Annotated in this window: 28 protein-coding genes and 1 pseudogene; 17 read left to right on the top strand and 12 right to left on the bottom strand. The window is 74.1% G+C overall.

Features of this window, described 5'->3' with window-relative positions; genetic code table 11:
- Positions 1-23: 23 nt before the first annotated feature.
- The 5 genes from E4P41_RS07810 to E4P41_RS22620 form a co-directional block, all read right to left on the bottom strand.
- Positions 24-305 (bottom strand): type II toxin-antitoxin system RelE/ParE family toxin, encoded by a 282-nt coding sequence (locus tag E4P41_RS07810; protein WP_135140332.1) that lies wholly within the window; start codon positions 303-305, stop codon positions 24-26.
- Entirely contained in the window at positions 302-574 is a 273-nt protein-coding gene (locus E4P41_RS07805; RefSeq protein ID WP_135140331.1) for a type II toxin-antitoxin system Phd/YefM family antitoxin, read from the bottom strand. Before E4P41_RS07805 ends, E4P41_RS07810 begins: the two co-directional genes overlap by 4 nt.
- 166 nt (positions 575-740) lie before the next feature.
- On the bottom strand, positions 741-911 hold the full coding sequence (locus tag E4P41_RS21965) for a hypothetical protein (RefSeq protein ID WP_167760968.1): 171 nt from the start codon (positions 909-911) through the stop codon (positions 741-743).
- Positions 912-1,354: 443 nt separating this feature from the next.
- On the bottom strand, positions 1,355-2,068 hold the full coding sequence (locus E4P41_RS07800; RefSeq protein WP_209307589.1) for a helix-turn-helix domain-containing protein: 714 nt from the start codon (positions 2,066-2,068) through the stop codon (positions 1,355-1,357).
- A gap of 209 nt (positions 2,069-2,277) precedes the next feature.
- Positions 2,278-3,621, bottom strand: a complete 1,344-nt coding sequence (locus E4P41_RS22620) for a plasmid pRiA4b ORF-3 family protein (protein WP_209307588.1) — start codon at positions 3,619-3,621, stop codon at positions 2,278-2,280.
- Positions 3,622-4,522: 901 nt separating this feature from the next.
- On the opposite strand from E4P41_RS22620, the gene E4P41_RS07790 reads away from it, so the two are divergent.
- The 5 genes and pseudogenes from E4P41_RS07790 to E4P41_RS23090 all read left to right on the top strand — a co-directional run bounded on the left by E4P41_RS07790 (position 4,523) and on the right by E4P41_RS23090 (position 6,213).
- Entirely contained in the window at positions 4,523-4,759 is a 237-nt protein-coding gene (locus E4P41_RS07790; RefSeq protein WP_135140330.1) for a hypothetical protein, read from the top strand.
- An 11-nt stretch (positions 4,760-4,770) separates the two neighbouring features.
- Positions 4,771-4,875 (top strand): annotated as a pseudogene (locus tag E4P41_RS23780) (restriction endonuclease); the annotation flags it as partial.
- Between the two features lie 165 nt (positions 4,876-5,040).
- Positions 5,041-5,169: a hypothetical protein gene (locus tag E4P41_RS23590; RefSeq protein ID WP_280659758.1), complete on the top strand. Its 129-nt coding sequence runs from the start codon at positions 5,041-5,043 to the stop codon at positions 5,167-5,169.
- A gap of 178 nt (positions 5,170-5,347) precedes the next feature.
- Positions 5,348-5,953, top strand: coding sequence for an SbcC/MukB-like Walker B domain-containing protein (locus tag E4P41_RS07780; protein ID WP_209307587.1), 606 nt, complete (start codon positions 5,348-5,350; stop codon positions 5,951-5,953).
- Positions 5,950-6,213 carry a hypothetical protein gene (locus tag E4P41_RS23090; RefSeq protein WP_245177178.1) on the top strand — a complete coding sequence of 88 codons (264 nt, stop codon included), beginning with the start codon at positions 5,950-5,952 and terminating at the stop codon, positions 6,211-6,213. The genes E4P41_RS07780 and E4P41_RS23090 overlap by 4 nt, the downstream gene beginning before the upstream one ends.
- A 166-nt stretch (positions 6,214-6,379) precedes the next feature.
- Here the strand turns inward: E4P41_RS23090 and E4P41_RS23585 are convergent, their stop codons facing one another.
- The 3 genes from E4P41_RS23585 to E4P41_RS07765 form a co-directional block, all read right to left on the bottom strand.
- Positions 6,380-6,514, bottom strand: a complete 135-nt coding sequence (locus tag E4P41_RS23585; RefSeq protein ID WP_280659754.1) for a hypothetical protein — start codon at positions 6,512-6,514, stop codon at positions 6,380-6,382.
- Positions 6,515-6,528: 14 nt separating this feature from the next.
- Complete coding sequence (locus E4P41_RS23085; RefSeq protein WP_245177177.1) at positions 6,529-6,702, bottom strand: hypothetical protein; 174 nt, start codon at positions 6,700-6,702, stop codon at positions 6,529-6,531.
- Positions 6,703-6,956: 254 nt separating this feature from the next.
- Positions 6,957-8,099: a hypothetical protein gene (locus E4P41_RS07765; protein ID WP_135140328.1), complete on the bottom strand. Its 1,143-nt coding sequence runs from the start codon at positions 8,097-8,099 to the stop codon at positions 6,957-6,959.
- A gap of 136 nt (positions 8,100-8,235) precedes the next feature.
- On the opposite strand from E4P41_RS07765, the gene E4P41_RS07760 reads away from it, so the two are divergent.
- Together E4P41_RS07760 and E4P41_RS07755 are read left to right on the top strand one after the other, a co-directional pair.
- Positions 8,236-8,643: a hypothetical protein gene (locus tag E4P41_RS07760; protein WP_135140327.1), complete on the top strand. Its 408-nt coding sequence runs from the start codon at positions 8,236-8,238 to the stop codon at positions 8,641-8,643.
- A complete protein-coding gene (locus tag E4P41_RS07755) occupies positions 8,640-9,077 on the top strand; it encodes a DUF86 domain-containing protein (protein WP_167760967.1) in 438 nt (145 codons plus the stop codon). The genes E4P41_RS07760 and E4P41_RS07755 overlap by 4 nt, the downstream gene beginning before the upstream one ends.
- Here E4P41_RS07755 and E4P41_RS22615 read toward each other — a convergent pair.
- Together E4P41_RS22615 and E4P41_RS07745 are read right to left on the bottom strand one after the other, a co-directional pair.
- The gene (locus E4P41_RS22615) at positions 9,021-9,383 is read right to left on the bottom strand and encodes a hypothetical protein (RefSeq protein WP_209307586.1); all 363 of its coding nucleotides are present in this window, start codon (positions 9,381-9,383) and stop codon (positions 9,021-9,023) included. The genes E4P41_RS07755 and E4P41_RS22615 overlap by 57 nt on opposite strands.
- Positions 9,384-9,468: 85 nt before the next feature.
- The gene (locus E4P41_RS07745; RefSeq protein ID WP_135140325.1) at positions 9,469-10,437 is read right to left on the bottom strand and encodes a D-2-hydroxyacid dehydrogenase family protein; all 969 of its coding nucleotides are present in this window, start codon (positions 10,435-10,437) and stop codon (positions 9,469-9,471) included.
- 431 nt (positions 10,438-10,868) lie between these two features.
- On the opposite strand from E4P41_RS07745, the gene phaZ reads away from it, so the two are divergent.
- From phaZ to E4P41_RS07730, 3 genes are all read left to right on the top strand, one after another.
- Positions 10,869-12,110 carry a polyhydroxyalkanoate depolymerase gene (gene phaZ / locus E4P41_RS07740; RefSeq protein ID WP_135140324.1) on the top strand — a complete coding sequence of 414 codons (1,242 nt, stop codon included), beginning with the start codon at positions 10,869-10,871 and terminating at the stop codon, positions 12,108-12,110.
- A 96-nt stretch (positions 12,111-12,206) separates the two neighbouring features.
- Positions 12,207-12,680, top strand: a complete 474-nt coding sequence (locus E4P41_RS07735) for a hypothetical protein (RefSeq protein ID WP_135140323.1) — start codon at positions 12,207-12,209, stop codon at positions 12,678-12,680.
- A gap of 149 nt (positions 12,681-12,829) precedes the next feature.
- On the top strand, positions 12,830-13,240 hold the full coding sequence (locus E4P41_RS07730) for a hypothetical protein (RefSeq protein ID WP_135140322.1): 411 nt from the start codon (positions 12,830-12,832) through the stop codon (positions 13,238-13,240).
- A 58-nt stretch (positions 13,241-13,298) separates the two neighbouring features.
- Here E4P41_RS07730 and E4P41_RS07725 read toward each other — a convergent pair whose 3' ends face one another.
- Positions 13,299-14,735: a DUF4407 domain-containing protein gene (locus tag E4P41_RS07725; protein ID WP_245177176.1), complete on the bottom strand. Its 1,437-nt coding sequence runs from the start codon at positions 14,733-14,735 to the stop codon at positions 13,299-13,301.
- 125 nt (positions 14,736-14,860) lie between these two features.
- Between E4P41_RS07725 and E4P41_RS07720 the strand changes: the two genes are divergently transcribed.
- From E4P41_RS07720 to E4P41_RS07710, 3 genes are all read left to right on the top strand, one after another.
- Entirely contained in the window at positions 14,861-15,976 is a 1,116-nt protein-coding gene (locus tag E4P41_RS07720; RefSeq protein WP_135140321.1) for a hypothetical protein, read from the top strand.
- A 264-nt stretch (positions 15,977-16,240) separates the two neighbouring features.
- Positions 16,241-16,819 carry a DUF6318 family protein gene (locus E4P41_RS07715; protein WP_135140320.1) on the top strand — a complete coding sequence of 193 codons (579 nt, stop codon included), beginning with the start codon at positions 16,241-16,243 and terminating at the stop codon, positions 16,817-16,819.
- Positions 16,820-17,130: 311 nt separating this feature from the next.
- Positions 17,131-17,733, top strand: a complete 603-nt coding sequence (locus E4P41_RS07710) for a hypothetical protein (RefSeq protein ID WP_135140319.1) — start codon at positions 17,131-17,133, stop codon at positions 17,731-17,733.
- A gap of 140 nt (positions 17,734-17,873) precedes the next feature.
- On the opposite strand, the gene E4P41_RS07705 is transcribed toward E4P41_RS07710, so the two are convergent.
- Positions 17,874-18,254, bottom strand: coding sequence for a hypothetical protein (locus tag E4P41_RS07705; RefSeq protein ID WP_135140318.1), 381 nt, complete (start codon positions 18,252-18,254; stop codon positions 17,874-17,876).
- A 127-nt stretch (positions 18,255-18,381) separates the two neighbouring features.
- Between E4P41_RS07705 and E4P41_RS07700 the strand changes: the two genes are divergently transcribed.
- From E4P41_RS07700 to E4P41_RS07685, 4 genes are all read left to right on the top strand, one after another.
- Positions 18,382-18,744, top strand: coding sequence for a DUF1330 domain-containing protein (locus tag E4P41_RS07700; RefSeq protein WP_135140317.1), 363 nt, complete (start codon positions 18,382-18,384; stop codon positions 18,742-18,744).
- A gap of 23 nt (positions 18,745-18,767) precedes the next feature.
- Positions 18,768-19,520: an alpha/beta hydrolase gene (locus E4P41_RS07695; protein WP_245177175.1), complete on the top strand. Its 753-nt coding sequence runs from the start codon at positions 18,768-18,770 to the stop codon at positions 19,518-19,520.
- A 159-nt stretch (positions 19,521-19,679) separates the two neighbouring features.
- On the top strand, positions 19,680-20,885 hold the full coding sequence (locus E4P41_RS07690; RefSeq protein ID WP_135140316.1) for a cation:proton antiporter: 1,206 nt from the start codon (positions 19,680-19,682) through the stop codon (positions 20,883-20,885).
- Positions 20,886-21,106: 221 nt separating this feature from the next.
- Positions 21,107-21,514 (top strand): excalibur calcium-binding domain-containing protein, encoded by a 408-nt coding sequence (locus E4P41_RS07685; protein ID WP_135140315.1) that lies wholly within the window; start codon positions 21,107-21,109, stop codon positions 21,512-21,514.
- Positions 21,515-21,563: the final 49 nt, after the last annotated feature.

The following is a 21,563-nucleotide window of genomic DNA, read 5'->3' as shown; positions in this document are numbered from 1 at the left end:
CACCGCGCTGGGGCGCGGGGGGGTCAGTCCGACGCCGGCGGACGGTAGGCGTGGGCACGGTGGGCGATCCGCACGGCGAGGATCCGCCGGTCGCTCTCGTCCACCTCGATGAGCACCCGGTAGTTTCCCCGCCGCGCACTGCGCAGCCCGGACAGAGCGCCGGTCAGTGGCTTGCTGAGGCGAAGCGGGTTCTCCGGGAGGACCAGGGTGACGAACTCGACGATCGCCATGGCGATGTTGTCCGGGAGCTCACGGAGCTGCCGTCTCGCCGCTGAGGCGACCTCTACCGTGAACGGCTCGGTCACTCGGCGAGCCCGAACTCGGCCCTCAGTTCGTCGCCCGACACGGTGCGCCCTTCACGCTGCTCGGTCCGGGCGTCGTCGACGTCGGTACGGACGTCGGGCTGGGACAGCCAGAACAACGCCTCGCGCAGTGAATCGAGGTCGTCCTTCGCCATCAGGACGGCGGCCTCGCGGCCGTGGCGGGTGATCGTGACGATCTCGTGCGTCGTCTCGGCCGCTTCGACGAGCGCCGACAGCTTGTCCTTGGCCTCACTGAGCGGGATCGACGGCATGGAGGCATTCTAGCCGGGATTTTGGCCAGTTCGCCTTGAGCCGCCGACCTGCCCGGTCGCCGTCGGTGAGCTGCCCCGGGGCCATGGCGGCCAGGCCGGCGAGGCAGGGACGGTGTGGCCCGGCGGTCGCGCAGGGCGCGGACGCCCGGTTGGGCGCCCGGGGCGATCAGCGGGCGTCCGCCTCCGGGTCCTGCCGCGCTGCGGGTGCGGGCCGCTGCGGTCGAAGACCGGGATCGAACCGCTGGGTCTGCTCCAGCTCGCCTTCGTCCGCGGCGGCGTGCCGCGCGATCCGAGGCATGGTGAACTCGGCCGTCTCGTCGAGCAGGTGCTTGCCCACGCGCCGTCCCTCCGTGGTCGGTTTCGCCCAGCGTACGGACGGTGACCGGCCCGTCGCAGGCCTCGCGGCGAAAATCCAGGTGGCCTGGTGCCAGTGGGACGACTGTGGCGATCGGTGCCCCGGCAGGCCGTCGCCACCTCGACCAGCCGGCCCAGCGCATCGACGTGACACGACCGCTCCGGCGTCCGCGCCATGGCGTCGGGCGGCTCCTCACTCATGACGACGGCCGACGTCGTCGCGCCGTGACGGTCGCGACGAACACTCCCTTCGGAAGTGGAGGGTCCTGCGCTCCCGGATGCGCCGGTCGGGCCTCCCGCACCATCGTCGACACGGCCGGACAGGACCGGGTCGGCGAACAGGACGCGCCCACCGCTGCGCAGGCCGGCGAGCGGACGTGAGAACTCGGTCGGCAGCTCGGGTGGCGGCGGAGAGGGCGGCGTCGACTACCCGGGCATGCCGATCACGTAGTCGAAGTTGCCGACACCCACCGACCGCTCCAGTTGCCGCACGACCCGAGCGGCGTCGTCGTGCGGGCCGGCGATGAAGAAGGGTTTGCCGTGCCGGCCGAAGCGGATCGCGCCGGGCCCCTCCCAGGAGCCGAGATGACCGCGGGTGTCGGCGAAGTCCGCCTCCGCGGCGGGTTCGAAGCCCAGGCCGCGGGCGTACTCCACAGCTCCGAGCACCAGGTGTTGCGCCAGCTCCAGCGGCGCCGCCACCGGTCGCTCCCCGAACACGGCGAAGAAGTCGTAGACGATCCTCGGCAACGAGGACCGGTATGTCACGTCCGGGCCCAGGTCGTTCTTGACCCCGAGGCAGTAGACGTCGACCAGCCAGGCACACACGCTCACCCGATCCCGCCCGGCCTCGCGGGCCACGAGGACGCCGACCAGCCCGGAAGAGGGCGCGTCCTCGGCCGGCTCCGCCGGCCACTCGGGATGGCCCGAAACGGTCAGCCCGGCGCTCCAGCCGGGGCTCACCCAGCACTCCACGACCGGCCGCGTGGTGGGGTCGACGGTCTCCGCCGCGGCGATCTTCCGGACCAGGTGCGTGACCCGCGCCGGCGGCAGCCCGACCGTGCGGGCGATCTGCTTCGGGGTCAGCCCCCGCTGCCGCAACTCGCGGATCCGCTCCAGGTCTTCTCCGGCTCCTTCACCCATGGTCGGAGTCAAGCAGGCCCGGCCACGGCCCGGAACCAGGGCGCGAGGACGGCGGAGGTGACCGCGTGCTGCGGGAGGCCGAGTCGGAGGCGTTGCGGAGCTGGCGCCGTGGGCTTCCGCCGGCACCGAGTTGGCGACGAACGTACTGGTCGGGCTGGAGATCGCCCGCACGCTGCCGTGCGGTCGCCGTCCCTGACCGGACCTGCCGGTCAGGGACGGCGGCGCTGGCGGGTGTGCCGGTCGTGGAGCTCGAGCAGCTCGTCGGTCGCGGCCGGGTCGAAGGCGTCGGGGTCGTAGTCGTCGCCCAGCCACTCGAGCAGCTCGGCGTCCTCGTCCTCGGCGCCGGCGGGGTCGGCGAGGACGTCGAGCAGGTGCTGGTAGCCGGGGACGCCGCCGCAGTCCTCCGGTGGGCAGGCGCGGGCGCCACCCAGGCAGCGGGGCCGGTCCGGGCCGGCCGGCACCGGCCGCCGCCCGATGCGCAGGTCGTGGTCCCAGCCATCCCCGAAGTCGTACTCGTAGCGGAACCGGTCGACCCGGGCCGCCACGTCCCGGACCGTGGTGGTCTCCTCGTCGCCGAGGTCGCCCATGAAGTCCTCGACGTCGCCGTAGAAGACGCCGTCGACCTCGAACAGGTGCAGGTGGTAGTCCTCCCAACCCATCGCGGTCTGCAGCACCGCGTGCAGCTCGCGCAGCGTCAGCGACGGAGGGACAGCGAGCCGCCGCCACACCCGCGGCCGGGTGTGCCGCAGGGTGACGGTCAGCTCCACGGCCTGCCCGTCCTGGTCGCTCACCTCCCGCGTCGGGCTCGAACGGGAGACGGCGGCCGGCGCGGACGGCCCCTCGGACGGGGCCAGCAGCGCCGCGCGGGCCAGGGCGACCGCCTCGGGGGTCGGCGGTGGAACGGGATCGGGCCAGCGCCGGCGTCCGAGCAGCCCGAGGCGCTCGAACACGGTCCGGGTCGGCCGGGCCAGGTGTAGGGCGTCGCCGGCCATCGGCGGTTGCCCGGTGCGGCTGTCACCCCAGCCCAGCACCGCCAGACCCTCGGCGATCACCTGGTCCGGCTCCGCCCGGGCCGCGGCGACGGTGAGCAGGTAGAGCACTCCGGCATCGCGCTCGGGATCGGTGCGGCCTACCGGCAGGTGGGCGGCGAGGTGCTGCCAGAGGCCGGTCGGGTCGTCGGCGAGCCGGCGGCCGGCGACGGTCGGCCGCAGCGTGCCGCGGTACTTGCGGAGCAGGCCCAGTCGTTGCGCCGAGTCGCGCAGGTCGAACACCGGGAGGGTCTGGTCCTCCCGGTTCTGCTTGCCGATCCAGTCCTCGGCCCAGCCCAGGTGTTGCATCGTCTCGCTGACCAGGGCGGGTGGCAGGTAGCTGGCCTGGGTCAACCGGACGCCGTCGCCGACGCGGGACAGCAGCCAGCGGTAAGGCTCGACGACGCCGGCGTCCGGCAGCGCCGGTGCGGCGCCGTCGAGCGCCGCGTCGTCGACCAACCGGAGCATCGGCACCGACCGTGTGGCGCGCAGGCGCTCGACCAGGTCTGCGACGAAGGAATGCACGTGCTGAATCCTCGCAGAGGCGGAGCGATCGGCGAGGTCACGCCCTGCCCGTGAGCCCGGGCTGTCGTGTGCTTCCGTCGGCCGGGTCGACCGTCGGCACCATCCGGTCGATGACCGGCGGGGTGAGGGTGCAGGCGGTGTTCGACTTCCTCGGCGACGCGCCTCCTCTCCTCGCCTCGTCCCGAACACGGCGTCGGGACGGTCGTTGACGGAAGCTCCGGTCGAGCGCCTGTGGAAACCCGGAGATGGGGCCTCACCGGCTGAAACGGTGTGCGGCATGACCGATCCACCGTCCGCGGGGGCCCTGGCCGGTCCACCGCCACGACGCGCTCTGCGGAGCCGCTCGCTCCGCCGTTCTCCATCCGGTCCGGCCGGGACCGGACAGCCGGCCTGTCGCCCCCTCGGCGGCGCTTCGCGACGTCTCGCCCCGGCCGGACCAGTGGCCGTTCGTGGACCGGTCCGCCCGCACGGCGGACGTCGCGAGCCGTCCGCCGCTGCGCTCGGGAGAACCGCTGCCACTCCGGGCCTGGGAGTGGCGTGGTGATCCCGGATCCGCAGTGGTACGCCGCCCATCCGTACGCGGCTCCGGCGCAGCCGACCGGGCAGCCGGGGCCTGCACCATGGGCTTCGCACCCGGGTCCGGACGCGGGACGGAGACCCCCGGGCGGCTCCCCGCCCCGGAACCAATCCCCGGCCGGAGCCGGGCCGATCGGCGGGCGTGGTCCGCGGTGGCGCAGGACCCTGCTCGTCGGGGCAGCAGTCCTCGCCGTCCTCGTGTCGGTCGCCATCGCCCTGCTCAGCGGATCGTCCTCCGGGCCGGTCGCAGCCCGAGAGGCCGCCCGGGCCTATGTCGAGGTCCAGATCCATGAGGACTTGGCGGCCGAGTGGGACATGCTGTGCCGTGCAACAGCTGTCCTGGCAGTCACCTGAGGACTTCGCCCGGCATCGGGTGGCGCTCTTCGCGGACTTCGAGCTGTTCCACGGCGACACTCCCCCGACCTTCGGCGGAGCCCGTTACGTCGACGAGGCGTCGGCCTACCTCGTCCAGGTCGGCGTGGCGGCGCACGATGGGCCGGACCAGTTCGAGGTGATCGTCGTCGAGGAGCGCGGCGCCCTCTGCATCGGCGGTCTCCGCTGACGTCATCGCCCGGTCCGGACCACTCCGACGAGGGACTGGGCTCCCCGCACCACCAGTTGTTCGACCGAGGAGTGCTCGGCCTGGCCGACGACCCCGCCGTCGTGGTGTCCCAGCGGTCGACCGGGTGGGCGCTCCAGGCGGTGCCTGCGTGCCCGACGTCGACGCGGCGCTGGGAACCTCGTGGGCGCTCGCCGACGAGAGCGAAGCCGGTACCCCTCGACTACACCGATCCGGCCCGAGGCCTGATCGCGACCTGCCAGGGCCCGCAGGGGATCGGGGAGGTGAGCCTCGCCGACCTCGCGTTCCCGCCGGACACCGGAACGGCCTGGATCCACGCGGCCTACCGTTACCACCTCCGCCTGCCGCCGTTCCCGGCCCGGCCACGCCCGGACTGGACCTGGCCGACCTGACCGCTCTCACCGCCGGCCGACGTAGGCGGCCAGCCGTTGACCGACCGGGGTGATGTGAGGTGGGGACGGGACGGCCGCGCGAAGTGGTCCGCCTTGACCGAGCGCAGCAGCTCCTCCCCGTCGCGGGTCCAGTCGAACCGCGGCCGCAGCCGGAATCCGCACCAGCCACGGGATCGGGGTGGAGATCCGCTGGCCGCTGGCCGAGGACACCGCCGGTTCGGCCGCCCGGATCGAGGAACTGGTGCGGACCCGGGCCTCGGCCCGCTCGGCCGATGCCAACACCGAGCTCAGCGAGCTGCTGCGCGCCCGGGTGGAGGAGCAGCTGCGCAGCGACCCGGCCCAGGGCTACGCCACCGCACTGCGCGCGGCACTGGACCACCGGTCCTGGCACACCGTCGAGGTCTACATCCTCGGGCCCACCGCCGGGGAGGGACGGCGCATCAGCCGCCGGGCCCGGCTCTCCCAGGGCGAGACGCGGGTGGTCAGCTACCTGGCGCTGTTCGCCGCGGCCGACGCGTTCTTCGCCGGGCTGCCCGACGCCGAGGCGCTGCGGCTGATCCTGCTCGACGACGCGTTCGCCAAGGTCGACGAGCGCACGATCGGCGAGCTCATGGCCCAGCTGGTCCGGCTCGACCTGGACTTCGTGATGACCGGGCACGCGCTGTGGGGATTCGGACCGGGTGTGCCGTCGCTGGACGTCTACGAGGTCCGCCGGGCCGAGGGGACGTCCGCGATCACCACGCGGGTGCCCTGGGACGGCACCAGCCGGCACGTGTACGGATGAGCGACCCCGCCGTCCCGCTGTGGGCGGAGCTGCGCGACCCGGCGCTGACACCGGTGTGGGCCGTCGTCCGCCGGCGCCTGGAGGTCACCGGCCTGGAAGCCAGCGGCAACGTTACCGTCTCGCTCGACCACGTCGCGGCCGACCTGCTCGGCGGAACGCTCGGACGCCGGCTGCGGGCCGGGCGGAGACTGCTCCCCTTGGCCGCCTGGACGCGGCGCTGCGGCGCTCCCCCGTGGCGTCGTCATTGGCGGACGTGGTGACCGCGCTCGGCGGGCCGCTGCGGAACCGGCCGGCGGAGAAGCGGGTCGCGGCGCACCGTGTACGTCCGGCGCCTCACCCGACCACCGAACCGGAGCATCCGGGCGGCGGCACGGGCTGGCACAGGCGATGCCGAACGGCGTCAGGCGCCCGGGGCGGCAGCCGGGATCAGCGCGGCGTGATGCAGAGCCGGTCGGCGATCTCCTGTACGTCGGCGCGGCCGGCGGCGACATCCATCACGAGTCGGAAGGCGCTGTCGTCGTCGAGGTCCGGGACGTGGGTGTTCAGGTCAAGGAAGACCACGGTCGCCAGCCAGCTCAGCCTCTTGTTGCCGTCGACGAGGGCGTGGTTGCGAGCAGCGAGTGCAGCAGGGCGGCGGCCTTGAGCGCCAGGATCGGGTAGGCGCCGTGGCCGAATGCCAGGGCTCGGGGGCGGGCGGCGGCGGAGTCGAGCAGACCCACGTCGCGGACCGGTCCGGTGCTTGGTACCACCCGCGTGATCGGATTGCTCCGCCGGGCCGTTCCTGGACGCCCCACTCAGGACGTCGATCACGAGCCTGGGAGCGCCCGTTCCTCAGCCTCCGGCGTACCGCCGCAGATGTTCGGTCCGTCCACGCATGGGTCCGAGCCGACCAGCGGCCCGTCCTGGCGGACCGCAAAGCTGAGCCACGCGCGCTCCCGGGCGACGACCGGCCCCTTTCCCGGCCCGGCCACGCCCGGACCGGACATGGCCGACCTGACCGCTCTCACCGCTGACGGGCGTAGGCGGCCAGCCGCTCACCGACCGGGGTGATGGTGGGCAGCCGCGGCCGCGCGAAGTACTCCGCCTTGACCGAGCGCAGCAGTTCCTCCCCGTCCCGGGCCCAGTCGAACCGCGGCCGCTTCAGCAGCCGACGGAAGAGCACGCCCGCCTTGTCCGGGTCCCGGTCGGCCAGCCGGCGCAGCACCATCGGCTCGACGCTGTCGTCGTGCAGGTAGGCCAGCACCTGCTCCCGGTACGCGCGGCGGCGTAGCAGGTCCGGATCGGCGAAGGCCTGCTCGACCAGGCCGAACTCCTCGTAGAAGCCCAGCCCGTCGTCCTCGTCGTGGATGAGTGCCACGGTCTCGGCGTCGACCAGGTCCGGCGGCAGCTCGACCACCCGGGCGGGACTCCGGCCGATGTGGCGCGCCTTCTCCGGGTCCTCCCGCAGGATCTCCTCCTGCCGGAACGCGGAGAACTCGTCGAGCCGCTGCTGCGCCCGGTCCCCCGGCACGACCACGAGGTCGGATCCGAAGAACCGGACGAAGCGCTGCCGGTCCACCCGCTGGAGTTCCCACGCCAGGGCCAGCTTCTCCGCGTTGCGGAACGCCAGCTCGGGCGAGCGCACCGAGATCTGCAGCGCCACCTGGACGGCGACGTCCCGCTCGGCCGGCCGCAGAACGCTCGTCGGGCCGCTGAAGACCCACTCGTCGCCGACCGCCACCAGGCGGGTGAGCAGGAACGACCGCTTCGGCATCCGGCGGAACACCGACCGCCCGGCCGTGGACCGCGTCCGGTACGTCAGGTCGTCGACCAGGTTGGCCAGGACCAGCGCGGGCCCGTCGCGGCCCTTCACCTCGAAGACCCCGGTCACCACGTCGTGCCAGCCGAGCAGCATCTGCCGCTCCGCCGGCGACAGGTCGGGGCGCGCGTCGACGAACTGCTCGACGATGCTGCGGCCGTTGCGGAAGCGGTGCTCCAGCAGGAAGGTGTCCCACAGCAGCATCGCGCGGTCCTCGTCCCACGCCTCCGCTCCGTCGCCGTGCTGGGCGACGAACTCGCGGAAGGCCCGGTCGTAGCGCGTCTGCTTCGAGAAATCCACCAGCTGCCGCTTCAGCTGACCGGCCCGCTCGACCAGGTCCTCTGTCACGAAGCGACCTCCACGAAGGGTGGTGTCCACGGTCGCGCCCCACCCTATGACCCGTCCGCATCCCTCGACCGTGGAACTCGGAACGCCACCCGCTGATCCCGCTGAGCGTGTCGCACCCATCTCCTACGCTCGGGCCGTGTCCGTGGCCGACCCACTCGCGCGTCTGCGTGCTGCCGTCGACGACGGGCGCCTCGACGAGCTGGCGCGACGGCACGGCGTCAGCCTGATCACCGTCTTCGGCAGCGCCGTCCGCACCCCGGAGAGTGCCCGGGACCTCGACGTCGCCGTGTCCCTCGCCGCAGGGACGCACGGACTGCTGGCGCTGGTGGGCGACCTCGCCGACCTGACCGACAGTGACGACGTCGACGTGCTGGTCCTCGACGGGGCCTCGCCGACGGCGCGGTTCGCGGGACTCGTCGGGGCGCAACCGCTGTACGAGGCATCGGCGGGCCTCTTCGCGCGCACCCAGATGGCTGCGGCGCTCGAATTCTACGAGACGGCGTGGCTGCGCGACCTCGACCTGCACCGGCTGGCGGGTTCGTGACCCCGCGCCCGGTCGACGTCGCCTCGGTCCAGGCGAAGCTCCGGTCGCTCGACGATCTGCTGGGCGCGCTGCGCCTGGTAGGGGAGGTCGACGGTGGCCGGCTCGGACAGGACGTGCTGCTCCGCCTGGCGGTGGAACGCGCCCTGACCCAGGCCGTCGACCTGGTCGTGGCGGTGTGCAGCCACGTGCTGGCTGCCGAGACGGCGACGGTTCCGACGACGTACCGCGACGCCGTCCGCGCCGCGGGCGAGCACGGCCTGATCGGCACCGAGCTGGCCCGCTCGCTGGCGGCCGCGGTGGGCCTGCGCAACATCCTGGTGCACGAGTACGCCCGCGCGGACCTCTCGATCGTCGCCTCGGCCGTGCCCGTGGCGCGGCTAGACCTGGCGGACTTCGTCCGGCAGGTGGCGGGTTGGGTGCAGGGCCGCAGGTGATGCGCGGGCCGGCGGAATGCGCGTGCCGTCGCGCGCCGGTGCCCCACCATGCCGGTCGTGACGATCGAGCCCCGCCCTCGGCAGTGGCTGCCGCCGTCGCCCGAGCAGCAGGGCGCTGCCGCGGCGTCGGTTGCGGCTGATCCAGGTCCGCTTGCTTTCCGCGACGACGAGCAGGATGACCGTCTCGGCGACGAGGACCGCGCCGCCGAGCACGTCGATGACGCGACCGACGGTGCCGAGCACGCCCTCGGCGAAGGTGAGGAACATGGCCGGGATCGCGGCGTGCGCGGCGACGAGCACCGGCACGGCCAGGCGCTCCTGCCATCGCTCCTCGCGTGCACTCATCGTCCCTCGGGCTGGGGTCGGTCGGACGGAGTCCCCGGCGATGCGATCAGGGCTCGATCACGCGGACCGGTGACCCGGCGAGCCAGGCAGCGACGTCCTCCCTCGCCTCGCGGTAGAAGCGCGCGTAGGTATCCCGGGTGACGTAGCCCAGGTGCGGGGTGAGCACGGCGCGGCGCAGCTCGCGCAGCGGATGGTCGCGCGGCAGCGGCTCGGTGTCGAAGACGTCGAGGCCGGCGCCGGCAATGGTGCCGGTGCGCAGGGCGTCGATCAGCGCCTGCTCCTGCACGATCGGCCCTCGGCTGGTGTTGACCAGGACGGCGGTGGGCTTCATGCGCGCCAGGTCGGTTGCCGTGACCAGGCCGCGGGTGCGCTTGGACAGCAGCGTGTGGATGGTGAGGACGTCGCTGGCGGCGAGCAGCTCGTCCTTGCCGACCCGCCGTGCGCCGTGCTCCCGGGCGTGCTCGTCGGTGAGGTTCTCGCTCCAGGCGATGACCTCCATGCCGAACGCCTGGCCGATGCGGGCGACGTCCGACCCGATGCGGCCGAGGCCGAGGACGCCGAGGATGGCGCCGTGCAACGTCGTCCCGAGGGTGTGCTGCCAGCCACCGGCGCGGACGGCGGCGTCCTCCTGCGGCAGGTGCCGAACGGTGGCGAGGATGAGCGCCCAGGTGAGCTCGACGGTGTTGCGGTAGTCGGCACCGGTCCCGCAGACGGGGATGTCACGCTCGGCTGCGGCAGCGACGTCGATGGATTTGTTCCGCATGCCGGTGGTGACGATCAGTTTCAGCTGGGGCAGCCGCTCGAGAAGGCTCCGGCGCAGCGGAGTGCGCTCGCGCATGGCGACGACGACGTCGAACGGCGCCAGGCGGGCGGCGAGGGCGTTCTCGTCGGTGACGTGGTCGGAGAACTCGACGACGTCCGTGGGCTGCGGAACCTGTGTCCAGTCGGCGAGTTCGGCGGCGACGGCCTGGTAGTCGTCGAGGATGGCGATGCGGAGAACGGCGTCGCTGGTCACGACCCCGGTCTACCCCACCGCGGCCGCGCGACCCCAGCGCGGCCGGACGTACCGAGCTGCCCGGCCGCTCGCTGGTCGTCGTCTGGATGAAGGACCACCGGCTGTTGCGAGTTGCCTCGGCCGGCTCGCTGCTCCTGTGCTGCGTCCCGGACTTCTACGAGCACACGCGGGCGCCGGTCCCGCGAGGCGGTGCTCGTGGCCACGTAGGTCGGCGTCCCACACGCCGGCCTGCCCTGACGAGGGGCGGCCTGGAGCAGCAGATGCTGGTGCGGCCACTGCTGCTCACCGGGCGCCAGTGGCGCCGACAGATGGCCCGCCGCGTCGCCGAGCCGAGGTCCTTCCGCGCCGCCATCGTTCACTGCGGTTAACGTTCCCGGCAGGTGACCCGCGTCACCGCACCGTTCCGACTTCCGCGACAGGCAGGCAGGCCGATGCTCTACACCGCCTACGAGATGAACCGTCGAGTTGGGGCGCCCGTCGTCGCGGCGTCCGGGCTGACCGCCCGGGCGCTGCACGCGCTGCCCGCCCCGCTGGCCCGCACGCCGGCCGTCCGGCACGTGCGGGCGGCCTGCGACATCCTCGCCAAGGCCCGGCCCACCCACGACCGCCCGGCGTTCGGCATCAAGACCGTGCCGGTCGGCGGCCGCGACGCCGACGTCGTCGAGCGCCCGACGCTGACGACGCCGTTCGGCACCCTGCTGCACTTCGCCAAGCCGTCGGTGACCGGCCAGCCCCGCGTGCTCGTCGTCGGCCCCATGTCCGGCCACTTCACGACGCTCATCCGGCCGACGATCCGCACGCTGCTGTCCGACCACGACGTCCACGTCATCGACTGGCACAACGCGCGGGACATCCCTGCGGAGCACGGCGCCTTCGGGCTGGACGAGTACATCGAGCACGTCATGCAGGCGCTGCGCCACCTCGGCCCCGACACCCACGTCGTGGCCGTGTGCCAGCCCGCCGTCCCCGTGCTGGCCGCCGTCGCGCTGCTCGCGGCGGCGGGCGACCTCGCGCAGCCCAGCAGCGTCACCCTCATGGCCGGCCCGATCGACACCCGCATCAACCCCAACCGGGTCAACACCTCGGCCGCCACCAAGCCGCTCTCCTGGTTCGAGCGCCGGGTCGTCGACACCGTGCCGCGCTGGTACCCGGGCGCGGGACGGCGGGTCTACCCCGGCGTCGTGCAGCTGACGGCCTTCATGTCGATGAACCCCAAGCGGCACGTGAGCGCGCACCTGCGGATGTACCGCGACCTCGCGGCCGGCAACACCGCCGCGGCCGAAACCATCCAAGCCTTCTACGACGAGTACGGCGCGGTGATGGACGTGCCCGCGGAGTTCTACCTGGAGACGGTCGGCCGCATCTTCCAGCGGCACGACCTCGCCACCGGCCGCTTCACCTGGCGGGGCCGGCCCGTCGACCCCGGCGCCATCCGCAGCACCGCGCTGCTCACCGTGGAGGGCGCGAACGACGACATCTGCTCCCCCGGCCAGACCGAGGCGGCCCACCGGCTGTGCACCGGCATCCCCGAGGAGCGCACGCGCCGCCACCTGCAGAACGGGGTGGGCCACTACGGCGTCTTCAGCGGATCCCGCTGGGAGGCCGAGATCTACCCCGTCATCCGGGCGTTCATCGAGTCCGCCCGCACCCGCGAGGAGTCGACGGCAGGCTGACCCGCCCGGCGCGGCGTCGGCGTCGCGATCAGCACGCCCGCCTGGGTCCTGTGGAAAACCCCGGCTCGGCCTCTCCGCGCTGCCACGGTGTGTCGCGTGACGACACCATTCCTCGCCGACGTCCCTGTCCGCTCGTCCCTCGCGCTGACCCGCCGCTGGGTCGCGCTGCTCGCGCCGCTGTCCTTCTCCGACCGGACCCTGTGGCTGGCGTGGTTGGGCCCCGACGGTCGGCAGTCGCCTGTCCTGGCTCCCGTGGAGGACATCCCGATCGGGGCCGACTGGCACCTGGCGGCCGGGCTGCTCGACGTCCACTCCGAGGTGGCGCGCTCGATCCTCGGTGACGACGTCCACCTGGCCATGGCGCTCACCCGCCCCGGCGAACCCGTCCCCACCGAGGACGACGACGAGTGGGCGGGCGCTTTCCACGAGGTCCTCGACAGCGCGCTCGACGGCACGTGGAGCCTGCACCTCGCCGCCGGTGGGCGGGTCGAGCCCCTGGTGCAGAGCCCGGGCTTCTTCGTGCGCGTCGGCCGCGCGACGGCCCGCGGCGTCGAGGACGGCCTCCGGTGACGCCCCAGCAGGGCTGGTCCCCCGACGGCCGCGACCACCCCGCCTGGCCGCCCCCTTCCGTCGCCGGCTCCGGAGAGTGGCCGGCGCCGAGCGGTCCGGCAGCTCCGGCGCCGGACGCACCCGCCTCGCGCCGACGACGCACGGGACTCGTGGCCGTCGGCGCGACCGTCCTCGCCACCGTGGCGACACTGGCCGGCGTCGTCACGCACCGCGCTCCCACCTCGGGTCCGGACTCGCCACGAGAAGTGGTCGAGGCCTTCGTGACCGCGGGCCTGAGCCACGACTGGCGGGCATCCTGGGAGCTGCTCTGCCGTAGCGAACAGCTGGAGCTGGGATCCCTCGACCGCTACGTCTTCGTGCAGGAAGCAGCTGCGGCCATGCTCGGGCGGCCGGACAACGAGGGCACGACCGTCGTCGTCGGTGCGGCCCGCCCCTATGCGTACGTCGACCGGGAGGCCCGTCTCGTGGAGGTGCAGCTCGCCCGGGCCGACGAGACGCACGAGATGCAACTCGTCGTCGTGCGGGAGGACGACGGCTTCCGCGCCTGCGGCCAGCGGTGAGCGCCGGTGAGGAGGACGGGGTCCTTCTCCGAAGGGTGGGGAGGACTGGGGTCCGTGCTCAGACCCCAGCGGGCACGCGGTCGGTCGGGCGCCGACGGGCGTTGCGGACGACGGTGCGGGCCAGGCGCATCGGCCCGGTGTCCCACGGGCGCAGGAGCTCCGGAGCGGCCTCGGCCGGCGCCGTGGCGGCCAGTTCGGCTGCCCGCACCGCAGCGGCCCGCTCCGCCCGAGCCGCCGCATCGGCGGCCTCGCGGCGGGCGATGATCGCCTGCTTCTGCCGGTCGATCCGCTCCTTCTCCGCCATCACGAGCATCTCCTCGCGCGCCGCCGCCACGGTCAGCCGCGACTCCTTCTGCAGTTCCTCGATCTCCACGTCACCGGAGTCGCGCAGCGCCGCCAGCTTGTCGTAGGCCGACGGCGGGCCGAAGTTCAGCAGCAGTTTCATCAGCACCGGCAGGACCTCGATGCTCATGAACAGCAGCGACAGCATCAGCTGGGCCGCCGCGAGCGTGGCGTTGCGGTCGCCGAGCCGGTCGAGCGCCTCGAGTCGCATGAGGATCCCGTCGGCGTCCTCGTTGGTCGCGTCGAACGCCGCCTGCAGCCGAGTCTGCTCCGCGGTCAGCCGCGCCAGCTCCGCGCGGTCGCTCGCCAGCGACGCCGACGCCAGCTCCGCGCTGCGCCCCTGCGCCGCCGACGCGGCAGCCACCGCGGCGTCCAGCGAGGAACGAGCCGACGCGACCACCGCCGCCTGCGCGTCCGCGGCCGCCCGCGCCTCGACGTACGCCGTCCCCGTGCCGGCCTCGCCCGTGCCGCACGTGCCGTCCAGCTCGCACTGCGCCTTGGCCTCCAGCTCCCGCTGCGTCGCCAGCGCTGCGTCGTAGGCCTCCTGGCGCGCCGTCACGTCGCCCTGCACCGCCGCCAGCTGCGGGTCGGCGACGCCGCCGCTGGCCACGATCGACTCGCCGAGAGCCACCCGCTCGCGGAGTTCCGGCAGCCCGTCGAAGCGGGCGTCGGTCTCCAGGGACGAGCGGTAGGCGCCGGCCGCCTCGGCCTGCATCGCCTCGACCTCGGTGTCGATCTCGGCGGAGAACACCTGCAGCGTCAGGGGTGTCGCGATCACCACGCCCAGCACCAGCGCCAGCCCCACCCGCGGCACGGCCAGCACGAGGTTGCGCTTCAGCGATGCGTCGTGCGCCATCCCGACCAGCAGCATCCGGTCGAGGTTGACCACGACCGCGCCCCAGCCCAGGCCGACCAGCAGCGCCAGCGGCCACCACACACCCAGCGCCATCGCCACGGCGAACGCCATCGACACGACGGCGAGGCCACCGGTGCTCAGCAGGACGCCGCCCAGCGCGACGAACCGCGGCCGCGCGCCGGGCGCCGCCTCCAGCACATCGGGACGTGCGCCGCCCAGCACCGCCAGGCCATCACCGAGTCGTCGCTGCACAGCCGTCATTCCGAGCCACTCCCGGACGACGGGGGTCGCGGACATTCCGCCGTCCTCCAGCGCTATCGGCAGGAAGGAGGCGCAACGGGACGGTGTCCCCGGTCCCCTGCCCGAGTTGCCGCACCGGCCGGCCCGGCGGACGCTCGGCGTCTGTCGACCCCGGAGCCGTCATGCCCCGCGTCCGCCGCACCGCCGCGGCCCTCGTCGCCGTCCTGGCCACCGCCGCCTGCACCGGCGGCGGCGAGACGGGCCCGACGCAGCGCACCGGCCCCGACGGCGCCCCCGCCCTGCTCGGCACCGTCGACCTCGACGCCGCCGTCGACGGCGCCACCCGCCTGCGCGACCTCGCGGCCGTCCCCGGTGGCGCTCCCGTCGCGCTGCTCGGGGACGGCGACTCGCGCGGCTGGCTGGTCGAGGTCGCACCCGGCGAGGACGGCCCGGCGGCGATGACGGTCCTCGAGATCCCCGGCGTCGGGGCGGACGCCGAGCTCGCCGTCCTGCCCGACGGCACGTACCTCGTCGCGGGCACCAGCCCGACCGCCGGATACCAGCTGCTCACCGTCCGGCCCGATGGACAGGCCACCATCACCGGGCTCGGGCTGCGCCCCGACCGCGCGGCCACCGCCCTCTCCCCCGACGGGCGCATGCTCTACGCCGCCCTCGCCCTGGCCGATGTCCGGCCCGCCCAGCTCTACGCGGTCGACCTCACCGCCGGCGTCGTCCACACCACCGCACCGGTCGTCCCCGACGGCACCGTCACCGCGCTCACGACCCGCCCGGACGGCGGCCTCGCCGCCCTCGTCGAGGCCGACGGCCGCGCCCTGCTCGTCCGGTACGACGCCGACCTCCGGCCGGTCGGCGAGCCGGTCGACCTCGCGCCCGACGCCCCCGTCAGCTCCCCCGCCGACCTGGACGTCACCGCCGACGGCACCGCGGTCGCCACCGTGCACGTCGGCGACGCGCGCAGCCGCGGGCGGCTGGTCACCGTGGTGGACGGCGAGGTGCGCAGCTCCGTCGAGCTGGACGGCACCGGCGACTCCGCCCTCGACGTCGTCGTCTCCCCGGACGGCCGCTCCGCGTGGGTGCCCCTGGCCGACCTGTCCTTCCCCGCCGAGCTGGTCACCCTCGACCTGGCGAGCGGTGAGCGGATCGCCGCGGTGCCGCTCTGCCCCGGCGCCGGCGTCCTGGGCGACGTCGCGCCGGTCGGCGAGGACGCCGGCCTCGTCGTCACCGGGTCGTGCATCGACGGCGACGCTCCCACGGCCACCGCCTTCCTCGTGGGCTGAGGCTCGGGACGGCGAGCCGACGCGGTCCGCGAGCTCGCCGGTGACCTCCGGGAGCGCTCGCTGGTTCTCGATGGGACGGGTGCGGCTGGAGGAGGTCCGCCAGTCACCGGGCTCCCGGAGGATGACCTGGACCAGACCGCCGTCCGGGGGTTGACCGGCCGCTGACCGCACCCTCCACCATTTCCCACGGGTGACGTCGCCCGACCGGGTCCGCTGTCCCCAGACCGGCCGCCGGACGGCGCGAGCCTGGCTATCCTCCCCGCCGTGCATGATCGACTCCGGGCGGCGATGGCGACCGCACTGCTGGGGACGGCGCTGCTGTCCGGGTGCTCCAACCGGCAGGAGGCCAGCACCACCCTTCCCGCGCCCAGCGCATCGGCCCCTACCACCGCCGAGGCTCTCCCTCCGCTCGGCCCGCCGGACCTGCCCATGCCGGCCGCAGCCCGGAAGCAGACCCCGGAGGGCGCGGAGGCCTTCCTCCGCTACTACATGGAGGTCTACAACCACGCGCAGCGGACGCTGGACCCGACGTGGATGCGCGACCTCAGCAGCGGCTGCGGAACCTGCGACAGGATCGCCGACGACATGGACGCAGATTCGGCTGCCGGCTTCACCTACCAAGGTGGCGAGGTCCGCGTCGATGCCATATCCCTCCCGGCTGTATCCGGTGACGAGGCGCAGATTGCTCTGGTGATCACTCAAGCACCGCTCGCCGTGATGAACGAGGGCATGCCTATTGACGGTTTGACCTTTCCTGAGCGCTCAAGCCCGGGCAGCGGGGCCATCCTGGTCTGGGACCGGGCACAGTCAACGTGGCGGGTATCCCAGTGGGACGTGCAGTGATCAGGCGTAGGTCAACGCTCGCCATCGCAAGCCTCGCCATCTTCGTTGGCGGTATACCTCAGCAGGCTTTCGCCGAAGTGCCCTGCCGCGGCGGCGAATGCCCTGATACCACGCTCGATCAAGGGGCCGCCGAAATCAGGAGCAGTGACGTGTCGCCGCCCGGCGCGAGTGGGATCCGCGTAGCCAGCAACGCGGCTTCTGCCGGCCCGGTTCTCTACACCTGGCGGCTGCGGACTCCCTGCACGGCGGAGGACGCTGCCACCGTCTCCTGCGACTCGCGGACACGCGCCTGTCCTCCGGTCGAGGGCCGAGTGATCCAGTTCCTCGTCGTCCAGCGGCAGCGGCTCGCTCAGCCGGACGGCAACCCCGTGGAGGACGTCCCGCCACCCTCGGGCACCGCGACCGGAGCCCCCTACGGGCCGTGGATCACCGACGGCGGGTCCTGCGTCGACGTCACCGACCTCAACCCGCCGCCGTCCCCGGGCGAGGTCTTCCAGTACTTCCAGCGGCTACCGCTCCCGGAGTTGGAGACGAGACACCAGCCACCCGGCAACGCGCTCTCCGGTCTGCCGGTGATCTTCTACACCGACTCCCCGGCCACCCAGACGTTCACGGTCGACATCCGCGGCTTCACGGTCATCATCGACGCCCGCGCCGAGCGCTACACCTGGCACACCGGCGACGGTCCGCCGATCACCAGCACCGACCCCGGCCGCCCCTACCCGGACCACACCGTCGAGCACGACTACGACTCCGGGCGCTACACCGCCCGGCTGACCGTCACCTGGGGCGCCACCTTCACCGTCGACGGCAGCGCCCCGGCCGACGTCCCCGGGACCACCACCACCGAGGGTCCGCCGGTCACCTTCGACGTCCTCGAGGCCCGGCCGGTCCTCACCAACCCCTACGACTGACCCACAGCGCCCACGCGGCAGCTGCGTTCGCCGCCGAGCAGGCCTGCCTCCTCGCCCCCCCGGTCACCGCCTGGTCGAGAGGGTGGCGCAGCAGACGGCGGGCATCAGTCCGCCGTCCCGGAACCAGGTGAGGGCCGCGGTCAGCCCTTCATCGACCGGACGGCCAGCGCGGCGGCACCGTAGGCGGCCGAGCTGACGACCGCCCGCAGCGTGGTCGGCCGTCCGGCGCCCTTCGCCGCCGCCAGCGCGGTGACCGCGTCGATGGCGTTCATGGCGGCCACCGCGGCCAACCCGCGGTCGACCTCCTCGTCGGTGCGGGCGGTCAGCGCCAGGCCGGCGACGGCCAGCGCCCGGCTGCCGAACAGCCGCTGCAGCTGCAGGCCCGCCGGGGTGACCGGCACGCCGTACGCCCCGGCGACCGCCCTCGGCGCGACGACGCTGAGCAGCCCGAAGGCCGCCCCCGTGGCGCCCAGCGCCCTCGCCAGCTGCTGCTTCGACATCCCCGCGACCGTCGTCGCCATGGCGAACCCCCTCTGCACCGGCCCGGACGGCTCGGCGCACCGTCTGCCCGGAGTTAACCAGCACGGACGCCGACCCGCAGTGTCACGCACCCCGCCCGCGCGAGCGGCTCTTGTTAGCGTCGCAGCCATGGCTGTCGACCCCCGCGGTGCGGACCTCAAGCGCTTTCTCCAGGAGGACCCGGGCGGCCCGGTGGTGATGCTCAACCTGCTCCGCTTCGCCGACGGCGGCCGCGAGTCCTACGCGGAGTACGCCGCGGCCCTCTCCGAGACCTTCCTCCCCCGGTACGGCGGCGAGGTGCTCTACGCCGGGGACGGCGGCACCCCGCTCGTCGCCGAGCAGGGCCAGGACTGGGACGCCGTGCTCCTCGTCCGCTATCCCTCCCGCGAGGCCTTCAGCCGCATGGTCGCCGACCCCGAGTACCAGCAGGTCACGCGCCTGCGCACCGAGGCGCTCACCGAGGCCGTGCTCCAGCCGACCACCGCCTGGTAGACGCCGGGCCAGGAACTCCGCGCGTGCCTCCCGACGTCGCCATCACCCACCGGCCCACGACCTGGGGGGTCATGCGCAGCCGGGCCACCGGCACGCCGCGGGACGGCGTCCCCGAGGTCGTGGTCGTCCCGGGCCTGGCCGTGGCCGACTACCTCCGGCCGGCCGTGTGCGAGCTCGGCGCCTGGACCCGCGCCCACCTGGTCGAGCTGCCCGGCTTCTCCGGCAGCGGAGAGCCGCCGCACCCGCTGGACGTCGGCCAGTTCGCCGACGCCGTGGTGCAGTGGCTGGCCGCGAGCGGCCTCGAGCGGGTCGTGCTCGCGGGGCACTCCAGCGGCACCCAGGTGGCCGCGCGGGCCGCGGCCGTTCGTCTCCGGAACGTTCGGGCGCTGGTGCTGGCCAGCCCCACGATCGACCCGCGCTTCCGCAGCATGCGGCGGGTGCTGATGGCCTGGCGCCGGAACCACGAGCTGGAGCCGCGAACCCTCGACGAGCAGCACACGCCGGAACGGCAGCGGGCGGGCCTGCGCCGGGTGCGGCACGCGCTGAAGGTCCACCTGGCCGACGCCCTGGAGGACGCCGTCCCCCGCGTGCCGGTCCCGGTGCTCGTGCTCCGCGGCGACCAGGACCGGCTCTGCACCGAGGAGTGGGCACGCGAGTTGAGCGGCCTCGCCACCGACGGCCGGTTCTGCTCGGTGCCCGGCGCGCACAGCTTCGTCTGGACGGCGCCCTCGGCCTGGTCCGCCCCCGTCGAGGGCCTGGCGCGCCGGCTGCCCTGACCCGGCTGCCCCGGGGCGAACCCGGTCGCTGCCCGGCCCGGTTGGCGTCCAGGGCAGGCTGTCGCGCGGCAGCGCCACGTCACGGCGCCGCCGAGCGGTGGCCGTCCGGGGCGGGCGGCCGCGCGACGACCGTGACCGGACGAGGAGGCCCCGACCCCGGTGGATGAGCTGCACCTCACGTACGCCCTCGTCGGCAGCCTGGCCGTGGTGCTCGCCGCCCTGTCGACCCGCATCCGCGACCTGCCGTTCAGCGAGCCGCTGGCCGCCCTGCTCCTCGGCGTGCTCGTCGGCCCGCAGCTGCTCGGCGTCGTCGAGCTGGGGGACGACGTGCGGTCGAGGCTCCTCCTGGAGGCCGCGCGGGTCCTGCTCGCCGTGTCCCTCATGGGCGTCGCCCTGCGCTATCCGGTCCGCCGGCTGAGGCCGGTCGTCCCGCCCACCGCCGTCCTGGTCACCGTGGCGATGGTCGCCATGGCGGCCGTGTCGGCCGGGCTCGCCTGGCTGATCCTGGGCGTCCCCCTGGCCCTGGCGGCCCTCATCGGCGCCTGCACCTGCCCCACCGACCCCGTCCTCGCCTCGAGTGTCGTGACCGGGCAGCCGGCGGAGGAGCACCTCCCGGTACGCATGCGCCAGGTGCTCTCGGTCGAGTCGGGCGCCAACGACGGCCTCGCGCTCCCGCTCGTCGTCCTCGGCATCGCCCTCGCCGCGCACGGGTCGCTGGGACACGCCGCCCTCGACGGCCTCTACCAGGTCCTCGTCGGCGTCGGCGTCGGTGTCGCCACCGGCCTGGTCGCCGGGCGGGCGATGAGCTACGCGGCGGGCCACTCGGACGTGGACCGCGGTTCCTCGCTGGTCTTCACGCTGGTGCTGGCCGTCGCCGTCCTGGGCATCACGCGGATCCTCGACGCCGACGGCGTGCTCGCGGTCTTCGTCGCCGGCCTGGCCTACAACTACGCCGTCGCCGAGGACCAGGTCGGCCCGCAGGACACCATCGACGAAGCGGTCAACCGCTACCTCGTCCTCCCGCTGTTCCTCCTGCTGGGCACCGAGCTGCCCTGGTCGGACTGGGCGGAGCTGGGCTGGGGAGCGGTGGTGCTGCCCGTCGCCGTGCTGCTGCTGCGGCGACCGCCGGTGCTCCTCGCGCTGGCCCGCCCGCTCGGGCTGCGGCTGCGGGACGCCGTGTTCCTCGGCTGGTTCGGCCCCGTCGGCGTGAGCGCGCTGTTCTACGTGACGTCGAGCGCGGAGGAAGGGGTCACCGACCCTCGGCTGTGGGCGGCCGTCAGCCTGGTGGTGACGGCGAGCACGGTCGTGCACGGTGTGAGCTCCACCCCGGGACGCCACCTCTACCGCCGGGCCGCGGACCGCTGACCGCCGCCCCGCCTCGGAGCCTCCTGGGTGGTCGATGGCACCCAGGACGGCGGAGGCCGGGACGGGCCGCGGCCGGTGAGGCCGAGCGGCGTGTCGGCGCGTGTCCCCCTGGCAGCACCTGACGACCGAGACGGTCGAGAACCGCATCATCACGCCGTAGTCACCCGCTCACCCTAGGGTGAGGCTGGTCTGGCGACCGCCCACCACCCCCGGGAGAGCCCATGCGCCGCACCACCGCAACCGCCGGTGTCCTCGTCACCGCCGTCCTGACCCTCGGCCTCACCGGCACCGCGAACGCCGCGACCGACCGCGACTGCCCCGACTTCGCCAGCCAGGCCGAGGCCCAGGCCGCGTTCGACGCCGTCCCGGGCGACCCCGAGCGCCTGGACGCCGACGACGACGGCATCGCCTGCGAAGAGCAGCAGTACGCGCCCACGGCCTCGGCCAGCGGCCAGACCGGCACCGGCGGCCCGCAGGTCTCCACCCGCCCGTCCGGTGCCGTCGCCGCCGGTGACGGCAGCGCCGGCGAGGACGGCAGCGCGCTGCCCTACGTCCTCGGCGGCGCGGCCCTGGCCGCCGCCGGTGGCGCAGCCGTCGCGGCCCGTCGCAGCTCCCGCACCTCCGCCTGACCGGCGGGCCGTGCCGCAGCGCCCGACCTCCGCCCGCCCCGGTCCGCAC

This window comes from Geodermatophilus sp. DF01-2, assembly GCF_004571065.1.
Lineage (GTDB): Bacteria > Actinomycetota > Actinomycetes > Mycobacteriales > Geodermatophilaceae > Geodermatophilus.
The sequence above is the reverse complement of the archived record's forward strand: the minus strand, read 5'-3'. Positions and strand labels throughout refer to the sequence as shown.